Source organism: Kluyvera genomosp. 3 (assembly GCF_011765685.1).
GTDB lineage: Bacteria > Pseudomonadota > Gammaproteobacteria > Enterobacterales > Enterobacteriaceae > Kluyvera > Kluyvera georgiana_A.
In genome coordinates this window covers 4066033-4079678 of sequence record NZ_CP050321.1, presented here as the reverse complement: position 1 = coordinate 4079678, position 13646 = coordinate 4066033, and the positions used below count along the sequence as shown (strand labels likewise).

13 protein-coding genes are annotated in these 13646 nt (G+C 52.9%); 12 read left to right on the top strand and 1 reads right to left on the bottom strand.

The annotated features are described in order from the left end of the window. Window positions 1-43: 43 nt before the first annotated feature. Window positions 44-838: a type I methionyl aminopeptidase gene (gene map, locus GY169_RS19155; protein ID WP_163447268.1), complete on the bottom strand. Its 795-nt coding sequence runs from the start codon at window positions 836-838 to the stop codon at window positions 44-46. Between the two features lie 332 nt (window positions 839-1170). Here map and rpsB point away from each other — a divergent pair, with 332 nt between their 5' ends. From rpsB to fabZ, 12 genes are all read left to right on the top strand, one after another. Further along, entirely contained in the window at window positions 1171-1896 is a 726-nt protein-coding gene (gene rpsB / locus GY169_RS19150; protein WP_064547569.1) for a 30S ribosomal protein S2, read from the top strand. 135 nt (window positions 1897-2031) lie between these two features. Beyond that, window positions 2032-2883, top strand: a complete 852-nt coding sequence (gene tsf / locus GY169_RS19145; protein ID WP_064547572.1) for a translation elongation factor Ts — start codon at window positions 2032-2034, stop codon at window positions 2881-2883. Window positions 2884-3052: 169 nt separating this feature from the next. Beyond that, window positions 3053-3778 carry a UMP kinase gene (pyrH, locus tag GY169_RS19140; protein WP_000224567.1) on the top strand — a complete coding sequence of 242 codons (726 nt, stop codon included), beginning with the start codon at window positions 3053-3055 and terminating at the stop codon, window positions 3776-3778. 151 nt (window positions 3779-3929) lie between these two features. Then, on the top strand, window positions 3930-4487 hold the full coding sequence (gene frr / locus GY169_RS19135; protein ID WP_163447270.1) for a ribosome recycling factor: 558 nt from the start codon (window positions 3930-3932) through the stop codon (window positions 4485-4487). 88 nt (window positions 4488-4575) lie between these two features. After that, window positions 4576-5772, top strand: a complete 1197-nt coding sequence (ispC, locus tag GY169_RS19130) for a 1-deoxy-D-xylulose-5-phosphate reductoisomerase (RefSeq protein ID WP_163447272.1) — start codon at window positions 4576-4578, stop codon at window positions 5770-5772. 237 nt (window positions 5773-6009) lie between these two features. Beyond that, a complete protein-coding gene (gene ispU / locus GY169_RS19125) occupies window positions 6010-6768 on the top strand; it encodes a (2E,6E)-farnesyl-diphosphate-specific ditrans,polycis-undecaprenyl-diphosphate synthase (RefSeq protein ID WP_163447274.1) in 759 nt (252 codons plus the stop codon). Window positions 6769-6780: 12 nt separating this feature from the next. After that, a complete protein-coding gene (gene cdsA, locus GY169_RS19120; protein WP_163447276.1) occupies window positions 6781-7638 on the top strand; it encodes a phosphatidate cytidylyltransferase in 858 nt (285 codons plus the stop codon). 11 nt (window positions 7639-7649) lie between these two features. Then, window positions 7650-9002 carry a sigma E protease regulator RseP gene (gene rseP / locus GY169_RS19115; RefSeq protein ID WP_167576711.1) on the top strand — a complete coding sequence of 451 codons (1353 nt, stop codon included), beginning with the start codon at window positions 7650-7652 and terminating at the stop codon, window positions 9000-9002. A 31-nt stretch (window positions 9003-9033) separates the two neighbouring features. Further along, complete coding sequence (bamA, locus tag GY169_RS19110; protein WP_167576709.1) at window positions 9034-11445, top strand: outer membrane protein assembly factor BamA; 2412 nt, start codon at window positions 9034-9036, stop codon at window positions 11443-11445. 124 nt (window positions 11446-11569) lie between these two features. After that, window positions 11570-12055 carry a molecular chaperone Skp gene (gene skp / locus GY169_RS19105; protein ID WP_065356564.1) on the top strand — a complete coding sequence of 162 codons (486 nt, stop codon included), beginning with the start codon at window positions 11570-11572 and terminating at the stop codon, window positions 12053-12055. Window positions 12056-12058: 3 nt separating this feature from the next. Then, window positions 12059-13084 carry a UDP-3-O-(3-hydroxymyristoyl)glucosamine N-acyltransferase gene (gene lpxD / locus GY169_RS19100; RefSeq protein ID WP_064547586.1) on the top strand — a complete coding sequence of 342 codons (1026 nt, stop codon included), beginning with the start codon at window positions 12059-12061 and terminating at the stop codon, window positions 13082-13084. 103 nt (window positions 13085-13187) lie between these two features. Then, window positions 13188-13643: a 3-hydroxyacyl-ACP dehydratase FabZ gene (fabZ, locus tag GY169_RS19095; protein ID WP_052285413.1), complete on the top strand. Its 456-nt coding sequence runs from the start codon at window positions 13188-13190 to the stop codon at window positions 13641-13643. The last annotated feature ends 3 nt before the right edge of the window (window positions 13644-13646 follow it).

The following is a 13646-nucleotide window of genomic DNA, read 5'->3' as shown; positions in this document are numbered from 1 at the left end:
AAAAACGATTACCAAAAAAAAGCCGGCATTTGCCGGCTTTTCATTATTCGTTGTGCGAGATTATCGCCGGGATGGTGTCATCCGAGCGTAACGTCAGTATTTCGCAGCCGTTGTCTGTCACCACAATAGTATGCTCGTACTGCGCAGACAAGCTTCGGTCTTTGGTTTTTACCGTCCAGCCGTCCTTCATGGTACGAATCTCTTTCTTCCCGGCGTTGACCATCGGTTCGATGGTGAAGGTCATGCCTTGTTTCAGGACCACGTCGGTTTCGCGCGAGTCATAGTGCAGCACCTGCGGTTCTTCGTGGAAGCCGCGACCAATGCCGTGGCCGCAGTATTCACGCACCACGGAGAAGCCTTCCGCTTCAACGAACTTTTGAATCGCCGCGCCAATTTCGCGCAGGTTCACGCCCGGTTTCACCATTTTGAGCGCCAGGTACAGGCTCTCCTGGGTAACGCGGCACAGACGTTCGCCGAGAATGGTCGGTTTGCCAACGATGAACATTTTCGACGTATCGCCGTGGAACTCATCTTTAATCACAGTCACGTCGATGTTGACGATATCGCCATCTTTCAGATGTTTTTCGTCATCCGGGATGCCGTGGCACACCACTTCATTGATAGAGATGCAGACCGATTTCGGATATCCGTGGTAGCCGAGGCAGGCGGAGATTGCTTTCTGTTCGTTGACAATATAGTCGTTGCAAATGCGATCCAGCTCGCCGGTGGTCACGCCAGGCTTGACGTGCGGGGCGATCATTTCCAGCACTTCTGCGGCCAGACGGCCAGCAACGCGCATTTTTTCAATATCTTCTGGAGTCTTAATAGAAATAGCCATGGAATATGTCCATCAGTGTCGATTTTTTCGACAATAATTGAGTATTAGTGATGTCAATGTTAACAGCCAGGAGTACCCCCTGCCAAATTGAGAATCATTCTGAACTTCGCCTTTCGTGCCCTGCGTCGGCGATAACAACTGTTGGTATCTGCGTCGGTTTTATGGTATAAAGCGCGCCGAACTTCCGCTCATTGTTTTGTCCGGAAGCGACAAATCTCACTTTGTGTAAATAACACACACGTATCGGCACATATTCCGGGGTGCCCTTTGGGGTCGGTAATATGGGATACGTGGAGGCATAACCCCAACTTTATCTATAGAGGTTTTAAACCATGGCAACTGTTTCCATGCGCGACATGCTCAAGGCTGGTGTTCACTTCGGTCACCAGACCCGTTACTGGAACCCGAAAATGAAGCCTTTCATCTTCGGCGCACGTAACAAAGTTCACATCATCAACCTTGAGAAAACTGTACCGATGTTCAACGAAGCTCTGGCTGAACTGAACAAGATCTCTTCTCGTAAAGGCAAAATCCTTTTCGTTGGTACTAAACGCGCTGCAAGCGAAGCTGTGAAAGAAGCTGCTCTGAGCTGCGACCAGTTCTTCGTGAACCATCGCTGGCTGGGCGGTATGCTGACTAACTGGAAAACCGTTCGTCAGTCCATCAAACGTCTGAAAGATCTGGAAACTCAGTCTCAGGACGGTACTTTCGACAAGCTGACCAAGAAAGAAGCGCTGATGCGTACTCGTGAGCTTGAGAAACTGGAAAACAGCCTGGGCGGTATCAAAGACATGGGCGGCCTGCCGGACGCACTGTTCGTTATCGATGCTGACCACGAGCACATTGCTATCAAAGAAGCGAACAACCTGGGTATCCCGGTATTCTCTATCGTTGATACCAACTCTGATCCAGATGGCGTTGATTTCGTTATCCCGGGTAACGACGATGCAATCCGTGCTGTGACCCTGTACCTGAGCGCTGTAGCTGCTACCGTTCGTGAAGGCCGTTCTTCCGATCTGGCTTCCCAGGCGGAAGAAAGCTTCGTAGAAGCTGAGTAATAAGGCACGCTCGTTAGAGCCCTTATAAACCAGGTAGTAACACGTTTGGTTAGGGGGCCTGTTTATGGCCCCCTTTTTCACTTTTAAATCTGTACGGTTTTGGCCGGGCAGATCAAATCTTCCGAGGATTTTAGAATGGCTGAAATTACCGCTTCCCTGGTAAAAGAGCTGCGTGAACGTACTGGCGCAGGCATGATGGATTGCAAAAAAGCCCTGACTGAAGCTAATGGCGACATCGAGCTGGCAATCGAAAACATGCGTAAATCTGGCGCGATCAAAGCGGCGAAAAAAGCAGGCAACGTTGCTGCTGACGGCGTGATCAAAACCAAAATCAACGGCAACATCGCCTTCATTCTGGAAGTTAACTGCCAGACTGACTTCGTTGCTAAAGATGCTGGTTTCCAGGCTTTCGCTGACAAAGTTCTGGACGCTGCCGTTGCTGGCAACATCACCGACGTTGAAGTTCTGAAAGCACAGTTCGAAGAAGAACGCGTTGCGCTGGTTGCTAAAATCGGTGAGAACATCAACATCCGTCGCGTGGCTTCCCTGGAAGGCGAAGTACTGGGCAACTACCAGCACGGTGCGCGCATCGGTGTTCTGGTTGCTGCTACTGGCGCTGACGAAGAGCTGGTTAAACAGCTGGCAATGCACGTTGCTGCAAGCAAGCCGGAATTCGTTAAGCCGGAAGACGTTTCCGCTGAAGTGGTAGAAAAAGAATACCAGGTACAGCTGGATATCGCGATGCAGTCCGGTAAGCCGAAAGAAATCGCAGAGAAAATGGTTGAAGGCCGCATGAAGAAATTCACCGGCGAAGTTTCTCTGACCGGTCAGCCGTTCGTTATGGATCCGAGCAAGTCTGTTGGCCAGCTGCTGAAAGAGCACAACGCTGACGTGACTGGCTTCATCCGCTTCGAAGTGGGCGAAGGCATCGAGAAAGTTGAGACTGACTTCGCAGCAGAAGTTGCTGCCATGTCCAAGCAGTCTTAATTGCAGTAAAGGAGCCGCCTGAGGGCGGCTCTCTTTTGTGTAGTAAAGCACGTGTAGTAAAGAACATCGTCATGTGGAAATCAGCCAGCTCCTATAGGGTTCAGGTGGCAAGGAACGCATGATGTCACTTGAATTAAACCATCCCATTCGTGACACCTCAGGAAAGAAAATGGCTACCAACGCAAAACCTGTCTACAAACGTATTCTGCTCAAGCTTAGCGGCGAAGCCTTGCAGGGCACTGAAGGCTTCGGTATTGACGCAAGTATTCTTGACCGTATGGCGCAAGAGATTAAAGAACTTGTTGAGCTGGGCATCCAGGTGGGTGTCGTTATTGGTGGTGGCAACCTGTTCCGTGGTGCGGGTCTGGCAAAAGCCGGTATGAACCGCGTTGTGGGCGACCACATGGGCATGCTGGCTACGGTAATGAACGGCCTGGCAATGCGTGACGCACTGCATCGCGCCTATGTGAACGCCCGCCTGATGTCGGCAATTCCGCTGAACGGCGTTTGCGACAACTACAGCTGGGCAGAGGCGATCAGCCTGCTGCGTAATAACCGCGTCGTGATTCTGTCCGCCGGTACCGGCAACCCGTTCTTTACCACCGACTCCGCAGCCTGCCTGCGCGGCATCGAAATCGAAGCCGACGTGGTACTGAAAGCAACCAAAGTTGACGGCGTCTTCACCGCTGACCCGGCGAAAGATCCGTCTGCCACCATGTACGATCAGCTGACCTACAGCGAAGTACTGGATAAAGAACTGAAAGTCATGGATCTGGCGGCCTTTACGCTGGCCCGTGACCACAAACTGCCGATTCGCGTATTCAACATGAACAAACCTGGCGCGCTGCGCCGCGTGGTGATGGGCGAAAAAGAAGGCACTTTGATTACGGAATAATTTCCGTCACGGCCATTTCCGGGTAAGATTCGCCTTTACCCGGCAGAATGACATAATTCTGTGGCATGATTTAAACGAGACTATACTTAGCGCATTCACTGCAATGTGCCATTGTCTGGTCGACTGAGACTAGTTTTCAAGGATTCGTAACGTGATTAGCGATATCAGAAAAGATGCCGAAGTACGCATGGATAAATGCGTAGAAGCATTCAAAAACCAAATCAGCAAAATTCGCACGGGTCGTGCTTCTCCCAGCCTGCTGGATGGCATCATCGTTGAATATTACGGCACCCCGACGCCGCTGCGTCAGCTGGCAAGCGTGACCGTAGAAGATACCCGTACCCTGAAAATCAACGTGTTTGACCGTTCTATGGGCCCTGCCGTTGAAAAAGCGATTATGGCGTCTGACCTCGGTCTGAACCCAAGCTCCGCGGGTACCGATATCCGCGTTCCGCTGCCTCCTCTGACCGAAGAACGTCGTAAAGACCTGACCAAAATCGTTCGTGGCGAAGCAGAACAAGCGCGCGTTTCCGTGCGTAACGTTCGTCGCGATGCGAACGACAAAGTGAAGGCGCTGCTGAAAGACAAAGAGATCAGCGAAGATGACGATCGCCGCTCTCAGGAAGAAGTACAGAAACTGACCGATGCTGCTATCAAGAAAGTGGAAGCGGCGCTGGCAGAGAAAGAAGCGGAACTGATGCAGTTCTAAGACTGTGTAAGTTGTGCTATTAACGCCGTACAGGAAGCGTCGCAGCTTCGCTGGCGGCGTTTTGCATTTTATCAATCCTGGATCTCTCATGAAGCGATTAACTGTTCTGGGCTCAACAGGCTCGATTGGCTGCAACACGCTGGATGTGGTACGCCATAACCCCGAAAGTTTTGCGGTTACAGCGCTGGTTGCGGGCAAAAATGTCGATCGAATGATCGAACAGTGCCTGGAGTTTTCTCCTCGCTATGCGGTGATGGACGACGCGAAAAGCGCCAATGCGCTGATGCTGGCGTTGCGTGAGCATGGGAGTCGTACCGAAGTGTTGAGCGGGCAACAAGCGGCGTGTGACGTCGCGGCGCTCGACGAGGTGGATCAGGTTATGGCGGCCATCGTCGGCGCGGCAGGTCTGGTACCGACGCTGGCGGCCATCCGCGCGGGGAAAACCATTCTGCTGGCGAACAAAGAGTCGCTGGTGACCTGCGGTCGGCTTTTCCTGGAAGCAGTAAAGCAGCACGGCGCGCAGCTTCTCCCGGTCGACAGTGAACATAACGCTATCTTTCAGAGTTTACCGCAAAGTTTTCAGTCCGACTTAGGGTACGCTGAGCTGTCGCAGCATGGAGTCTCCTCCATTCTGCTTACCGGATCAGGTGGCCCGTTCCGGGAGACGCCGATTGCTGAGCTGAGCGCAATGACGCCGGATCAGGCGTGTCGTCACCCGAACTGGTCGATGGGACGCAAAATTTCCGTCGATTCGGCCACTATGATGAATAAAGGTCTGGAATACATCGAAGCCCGCTGGCTGTTCAATGCATCAGCGCAGCAGATGGAAGTACTGATTCATCCGCAGTCGGTGATTCACTCGATGGTGCGTTATCAGGACGGTAGCGTGCTGGCGCAACTGGGTGAGCCTGATATGCGGACGCCGATTGCCAATACCATGGCCTGGCCGCAACGCGTCGTATCCGGAGCGAAGCCGCTGGATTTCTGCAAGATGGGCGCACTGAGCTTCTCTGAGCCGGATTATGCGCGCTACCCTTGTCTGAAGCTGGCGATGGACGCCTTCGAGCAAGGGCAGGCGGCGACCACCGCGCTGAATGCGGCTAACGAGATCTCCGTGGCGGCATTCCTCGACGGGCAGATCCGCTTTACCGACATTGCGGCGCTCAATCTGGCGGTGCTGGAACATCTCGACCTCAGGGAACCACAGAACGTGGATGAGGTATTGATTATTGATGCCAGCGCACGTGAAGCGGCGACCTTGCTGACGAAATATTTCGTCAGGTAATGAGAGCAGAATCAGCATACGAGCCGTCATGGCATTTGTTAGCATCTGGCTTCAGTGATATAGTCTGCGCCACCCTATCGCTGTGCGTATTGGCTGGGCGATAGGGAGAGCCGTGATTTAGCACGGCTTTTTTGCGAGACAAAGACACGTAAAATCAATCGGGCTTGCCTGAGCGATAAAGTGTATAGCTGTATTCCGGGGTACCGCTCATCCCTTTTCATGGATTATAAACGCGTTATGTTGTCTGCTAATCAACCAACCAGCGAGAATTTGCCAGCCCACGGTTGCCGCCATGTGGCAATCATTATGGATGGCAATGGCCGCTGGGCGAAGAAGCAAGGTAAGATTCGCGCCTTTGGGCACAAAGCCGGGGCGAAATCTGTGCGTCGTGCCGTCGCCTATGCCGCGAATAACGGTATTGAAGCATTGACGCTATACGCGTTCAGCAGTGAAAACTGGAATCGCCCTGAGCAAGAGGTGAGCGCTCTGATGGAGCTGTTCGTCTGGGCGCTGGATAGCGAAGTAAAAAGTCTGCACCGGCATAACGTTCGGCTGCGGATTATTGGCGATACCCGTCGGTTTAACTCACGCCTGCAAGAGCGGATCCGTAAAGCGGAAGCGCTGACGGAAAATAATACGGGGTTAACATTGAACATTGCCGCTAACTACGGCGGTCGATGGGATATTGTTCAGGGAGTTCAGCGCTTAGCCGAACAGGTTCAGGAAGGGGAACTCCGCCCCGATCAAATCAATGAAGAACTGCTCAGTCAGCAGGTCTGCATGCATGAACTGGCTCCCGTAGATTTAGTAATTAGGACCGGGGGAGAGCATCGAATCAGTAATTTTCTTATCTGGCAAATCGCCTATGCTGAACTTTACTTTACAGATGTTCTTTGGCCCGATTTCGATGAACAAGACTTTGAGGGTGCACTGCATGCGTTTGCCAATCGTGAACGGCGTTTCGGTGGCACCGAGCCTGGTGGCGACAAGGCCTGATGGGGGTAGCTTTTGCTGAAGTATCGCCTGATTTCTGCATTAATTTTAATACCGGTTGTCATTGCAGCCCTGTTTTTGCTGCCACCTGGCGGCTTCGCGATTGTTACGCTGGTCGTCTGTATGCTGGCGGCGTGGGAATGGGGGCAATTAAGCGGTTTCACCTCGCGCACCCAACGCGTGTGGCTGGCGGTACTGTGTGGCCTGTTGCTGGCACTGATGCTCTTTATGATCCCGGAGTATCACCATAATATTCACCAACCCGTGGTGGAGACATCGCTATGGGCCTCGGTGGTCTGGTGGCTTGTGGCGCTGGTTTTAGTCCTCTTTTATCCAGCTTCCGCCGGGTTCTGGCGTCAGTCAAAGACGTTGCGCTTGATTTTCGGTATCGTGACCATCGTACCGTTTTTCTGGGGCATGCTGGCGCTGCGCGCCTGGCACTATGATGAAAATCACTATAGCGGCGCGCTGTGGCTGCTTTACGTCATGATCCTGGTCTGGGGTGCAGATTCCGGCGCTTATATGTTCGGCAAGCTGTTTGGTAAGCATAAGCTGGCGCCGAAGGTTTCTCCGGGTAAAACCTGGCAAGGGTTTATCGGCGGTCTGGTGACGGCAGCGATTATCTCCTGGGCTTACGGTTTATGGGCAAATCTGGACGTCGCACCATCCGTGCTGCTAACCTGTTCCATCGTGGCAGCGCTGGCTTCCGTTCTGGGCGATCTCACTGAGAGTATGTTCAAGCGTGAAGCGGGTATTAAAGACAGTGGTCATTTGATTCCCGGCCACGGTGGGATCCTTGACCGAATCGACAGCCTGACGGCGGCGGTACCGGTCTTTGCCTGCCTGCTGCTGCTGGTTTTCAGGACGATTTAACGGATGGACTTATGCTGAGCATTCTCTGGAACCTGGCCGCGTTTATTATTGCGCTAGGGGTATTGATCACCGTACACGAATTTGGTCATTTCTGGGTTGCTCGGCGCTGTGGTATCCGTGTAGAGCGCTTTTCTATTGGCTTTGGTAAAGCGCTGTGGCGCCGCGTCGATAAACGCGGCACCGAGTTTGTTGTCGCCCTTATCCCGCTGGGCGGCTACGTCAAAATGCTTGATGAGCGCGTTGACGCAGTGGCGCCAGAGCTGCGCCACATGGCGTTTAACAATAAAACGGTTGGCCAGCGCGCCGCCGTTATCGCTGCGGGCCCCATCGCCAACTTCCTTTTCGCTATCTTCGCCTATTGGCTGGTGTTTATCATTGGTGTCCCTGGTATTCGTCCGGTTGTTGGTGAAATAACCGCCAATTCCATCGCGGCGACAGCACAAATTGCACCAGGCACGGAACTAAAAGCCGTAGATGGTATCGAAACGCCTGACTGGGATGCTGTGCGCATGGCGCTGGTGGCCAAAATTGGTGATGAAAGCACCACTCTCACCGTGGCCCCTTTCGGCAGCGAGCAGCGTCAGGATAAAATCCTCGACCTGCGGCACTGGGCGTTCGAGCCGGATAAAGAAGATCCGGTCACTTCGCTTGGTATACGTCCGCGCGGCGCGCAAATTGAACTGGTGCTGGCAGAAGTGCAATCTGACTCTGCGGCGCGTAAAGCCGGTTTACAAGCAGGGGATCGGATCGTTACAGTCAACGGTCAACCGCTGACGCAATGGATGACGTTTGTTACGCTGGTGCGTGATAACCCAGGCAAAGCGTTACAGCTAGAGATCGAAAGGCAGGGCAGTCTCTTGTCTTTAACTCTGATACCGGATACAAAACACGGTAGCGGAAAGGCGGAAGGGTTTGCAGGGGTAGTACCGAAGATTATCCCGCTGCCTGAGGAATATAAAACAGTGCGCCAGTATGGGCCATTCAGCGCCATCGTCGAAGCCACGGAGAAAACCGGGCAGTTGATGAAGCTGACGGTCAGTATGCTGGGAAAATTGATCACCGGTGACGTCAAACTGAACAACCTCAGTGGGCCGATTTCAATCGCCCAGGGGGCTGGGATGTCTGCGGAGTATGGGCTGATTTACTACCTGATGTTTCTTGCACTCATCAGCGTGAATTTAGGCATAATCAACCTGTTCCCGCTCCCCGTATTAGATGGGGGACATTTGCTGTTTTTGGCGATTGAGAAGCTGAAAGGCGGCCCGGTATCCGAGCGAGTTCAAGACTTTAGTTACCGCATCGGCTCGATTTTGCTGATGATGTTAATGGGGCTTGCACTTTTCAATGATTTCTCTCGGTTGTAAGAGAGTTAGTTAGGAAGAACGCATAATAACGATGGCGATGAAAAAGTTGCTTATAGCGTCGCTGCTGTTTAGCAGCGCGACCGTATACGGTGCTGACGGGTTCGTGGTGAAGGACATTCATTTCGAAGGCTTGCAGCGTGTCGCTGTTGGTGCGGCCCTTCTCAGTATGCCAGTACGTCCTGGCGATACCGTCACTGATGACGACATCAGTAACACCATTCGCGCCCTGTTTGCTACGGGCAACTTTGAGGACGTCCGCGTCCTGAGAGACGGCGATGTGTTGCTGGTGCAGGTCAAAGAGCGTCCAACCATTGCGAGCATCACTTTCTCCGGCAACAAGTCGGTGAAAGATGACATGCTCAAGCAAAACCTGGAAGCCTCTGGCGTTCGCGTCGGTGAATCTCTCGACCGTACCACCCTCTCCGATATCGAGAAAGGGCTGGAAGATTTCTACTACAGCGTCGGTAAGTACAGCGCGAGCGTGAAGGCGGTTGTCACCCCTCTGCCGCGTAACCGTGTCGACCTGAAGCTGGTCTTCCAGGAAGGGGTCTCTGCAAAGATCCAGCAGATCAACATCGTCGGTAACCATGCGTTCAAGACCGAAGATCTGATCTCCACTTTCCAGCTGCGTGATGAAGTGCCGTGGTGGAACGTGGTCGGCGATCGTAAATACCAGAAACAGAAGCTGTCGGGTGACCTTGAAACCCTGCGCAGCTACTATCTGGATCGCGGCTATGCGCGTTTCAACATTGACTCCACTCAGGTGAGCCTGACGCCGGATAAAAAAGGTATCTATATCACCATTAACATCACCGAAGGCGACCAGTACAAGCTGTCTGGCGTCCAGGTGACCGGTAACCTGGCGGGTCATTCGGCTGAAATCGAGAGCCTGACCAAAATTGAGCCGGGCGAGCTGTATAACGGCGCGAAAGTGACCAAAATGGAAGATAACATTAAGAAACTTCTTGGTCGCTACGGCTATGCCTACCCGCGCGTACAGTCTCAGCCGGAAATCAACGACACCGATAAAACCGTTAAGCTGCACATCAACGTGGATGCCGGCAACCGTTTCTACGTGCGTAACATCCGCTTTGTCGGTAACGATACGTCAAAAGATTCCGTTCTGCGCCGTGAAATGCGTCAGATGGAAGGGGCATGGCTGGGCGGCGACCTGGTTGACCAGGGTAAAGATCGTCTGAACCGTCTGGGCTTCTTCGAAACGGTCGATACGGAAACGCAGCGCGTACCGGGCAGCCCGGACCAGGTAGACGTAGTCTACAAAGTCAAAGAGCGTAACACCGGCAGCTTCAACTTCGGTATCGGCTACGGTACAGAAAGCGGCGTGAGCTTCCAGGCGGGCGTTCAGCAGGATAACTGGTTAGGTACCGGTTACTCTGTCGGTATCAACGGTACCAAGAACGACTACCAGACCTATACCGAGCTTTCTGTGACCAACCCGTACTTTACGGTGGATGGCGTTAGCCTTGGCGGTCGTGTCTTCTACAATGACTTTAAAGCGGATGATGCTGACCTGTCGTCCTACACCAACAAAAGTTATGGTGTAGACGGTACGCTGGGCTTCCCGATTAACGAATACAACTCACTGCGTGCGGGTCTGGGCTACGTTCACAACGACCTGTCCAATATGGAACCGCAGGTGGCGATGTGGCGTTATCTGGACTCTATCGGCCAGACTGCGGGCACCACCAGTGATGACAACGGCTTCTCGGCTAACGACTTCACCTTCAACTACGGTTGGACATATAACAAACTCGACCGCGGCTACTTCCCGACGGACGGTTCACGTGTCAACCTGAACGGTAAAGTGACGATTCCGGGCTCTGATAACGAGTTCTACAAAATCACGCTGGATACGGCGTCCTACTTCCCGCTTGATGAAGACCATCAGTGGGTGGTGCTGGGTCGTACCAAGTGGGGTTACGGTGACGGCCTGGGCGGTAAAGAGCTGCCGTTCTATGAGAACTTCTATGCCGGTGGTTCCAGCACCGTGCGTGGCTTCCAGTCCAATACCATCGGCCCGAAAGCGGTCTACTATGGTTCATCAGGTCTGGATAACTGCGACCAGGCTGGCGGCTACTGTAAGTCTGACGACGCCGTCGGCGGTAACGCCATGGGCGTGGCCAGCCTTGAGCTGATTGTTCCGACGCCGTTTATCAGCGATAAGTACGCGAACTCGGTCCGTACGTCGTTCTTCTGGGATATGGGTACCGTTTGGGATACCAACTGGGATAATACGGCGGCAATGAAGGCTGCTGGCGTTCCTGACTACAGCGACCCGAGCAATATCCGTATGTCCGCGGGCATCGCATTACAATGGATGTCGCCATTGGGGCCGTTGGTCTTCTCCTACGCCCAACCGTACAAGAAATACGATGGAGACAAGTCCGAGCAGTTCCAGTTTAACATTGGTAAAACCTGGTAATTGCTCTTTGCAAAGGAATGCGGGTTCAGTGTAGTTTGCTGGCATTAGGCGATAGCGTCAGGTGGCTTCGGCCACCAAAAGAACAGTACCTTCGGGTACGTATGGGATGGTAAGGAGTATTATTGTGAAAAAGTGGTTAGTCGCTGCAGGTCTGGGTTTAGCAATGGCGGCGTCTGCTCAGGCAGCAGACAAGATTGCAATTGTTAACATGGGTAGCCTGTTCCAGCAAGTTGCACAGAAAACTGGCGTTTCCAGCACCCTGGAAAACGAATTTAAAGGCCGTGCTAGCGAACTTCAGCGCATGGAAGGTGACCTGCAGTCTAAAATGCAGCGTCTGCAGTCTATGAAAGCAGGTAGCGATCGCACTAAACTGGAAAAAGACATCTCTGCACAGCGTCAGACTTTCTCCCAGAAAGCGCAGTCCTTTGAACAAGACCGTCAGCGTCGCACCAACGAAGAACGTGGCAAACTGGTTACTCGTATCCAGACCGCTGTGAAATCCGTTGCTGCAAGCCAGAGCATCGACCTGGTGGTTGACGCTAACGCCGTTGCATTCAACAGCAGCGATGTTAAAGACATCACCGCTGATGTACTGAAACAGGTTAAATAAGTAATGCCTTCAATTCGACTGGCTGATTTAGCTCAGCAGTTGGATGCGGAATTACACGGTGATGGCGATATCGTCATCACCGCTGTCGCGTCCATGCAATCCGCTAAGGCGGGTCATATCACATTCCTGGTTAACCCCAAGTATCGTGAACACCTGTCCGCTTGCGAAGCGTCAGCGATTGTCCTGACGCAAGATTTACTGCCTTTTGCCAAAGGCGCCGCGCTGGTAGTGAAGAACCCCTACCTTACTTACGCGCGCATGGCACAAATTTTAGATACCACGCCACAGCCGGCGCAGGATATCGCCCCGAGCGCGGTCATTAGCCCGACCGCGACCCTCGGCAACAACGTCTCCATCGGTGCGAACGCGGTGATTGAGTCTGACGTTGTGCTTGGCGATAACGTTGTGATTGGGGCGGGGTGTTTCGTTGGTAAAAAAACGAAAATTGGCGCTGGTTCTCGCCTGTGGGCGAATGTAACCATTTACCACGAAGTCGAGATCGGTGAGAATTGCCTGATCCAGTCCAGCACCGTCATCGGTTCTGACGGCTTTGGTTATGCCAACGATCGCGGCAACTGGGTGAAGATCCCCCAGTTGGGTCGCGTGATTATTGGCGATCGCGTGGAGATCGGCGCCTGTACGACGATCGACCGCGGCGCGCTTGACGATACGCAGATCGGCAACGGTGTTATCATTGATAACCAGTGTCAGATTGCGCACAACGTGGTGATTGGCGACAATACCGCTGTCGCAGGCGGCGTGATTATGGCCGGTAGCCTGAAAATTGGGCGTTACTGCATGATTGGCGGTGCCAGCGTGATTAACGGCCACATGGAAATCTGCGATAAAGTCACCGTAACCGGTATGGGCATGGTTATGCGCCCGATTACCGAACCTGGCGTATACTCGTCCGGTATTCCGCTCCAGCCTAACAAGACCTGGCGCAAAACGGCTGCACTGGTGATGAATATTGATGAAATGAGCAAGCGTCTCAAAGCTGTTGAACGCAAGCTTGATAATCAAGACTAATTTTCATCGGTATCGCATGATACTTTCCGGCCTGTCGGCATTCTTGTAATCCGGCAGGCCGTGTTATTATTGCCCCTTAGTATATTTTGACAGGAAGAGTATTTTGACAACTGACACTCATACTCTGCACATTGAAGAGATTTTAGAACTTCTGCCGCACCGTTACCCGTTCTTACTGGTAGACCGCGTGCTGGATTTTGAAGAAGGTCGTTTTCTGCGCGCAGTGAAAAATGTTTCCGTAAATGAGCCGTTTTTCCAGGGCCACTTCCCTGGCAAGCCGATTTTACCGGGCGTGCTGATTCTGGAAGCGATGGCGCAGGCCACGGGTATTCTGGCGTTTAAAAGCGTCGGTAAACTGGAGCCAGGCGAGCTGTACTATTTTGCAGGCATTGATGAAGCGCGCTTCAAGCGTCCTGTCGTGCCTGGCGATCAGATGATTATGGAAGTTACCTTCGAGAAAACCCGCCGTGGCCTGACTCGCTTTAAAGGCGTTGCGCTGGTCGATGGTAAAGTGGTTTGCGAAGCAACAATGATGTGTGCGCGTAGCCGGGAGTCCTGATCC

Excerpts from the sequence above, each read along its gene's own strand:
- rseP (WP_167576711.1), top strand. The coding sequence starts at position 7,650 with ATGCTGAGCATTCTCTGGAACCTGGCCGCGTTTATTATTGCGCTAGGG.
- bamA (WP_167576709.1), top strand. The coding sequence starts at position 9,034 with ATGGCGATGAAAAAGTTGCTTATAGCGTCGCTGCTGTTTAGCAGCGCG.
- rpsB (WP_064547569.1), top strand. The coding sequence starts at position 1,171 with ATGGCAACTGTTTCCATGCGCGACATGCTCAAGGCTGGTGTTCACTTC.
- ispU (WP_163447274.1), top strand. The coding sequence starts at position 6,010 with ATGTTGTCTGCTAATCAACCAACCAGCGAGAATTTGCCAGCCCACGGT.
- tsf (WP_064547572.1), top strand. The coding sequence starts at position 2,032 with ATGGCTGAAATTACCGCTTCCCTGGTAAAAGAGCTGCGTGAACGTACT.
- map (WP_163447268.1), bottom strand. The coding sequence starts at position 838 with ATGGCTATTTCTATTAAGACTCCAGAAGATATTGAAAAAATGCGCGTT.
- ispC (WP_163447272.1), top strand. The coding sequence starts at position 4,576 with ATGAAGCGATTAACTGTTCTGGGCTCAACAGGCTCGATTGGCTGCAAC.
- pyrH (WP_000224567.1), top strand. The coding sequence starts at position 3,053 with ATGGCTACCAACGCAAAACCTGTCTACAAACGTATTCTGCTCAAGCTT.
- lpxD (WP_064547586.1), top strand. The coding sequence starts at position 12,059 with ATGCCTTCAATTCGACTGGCTGATTTAGCTCAGCAGTTGGATGCGGAA.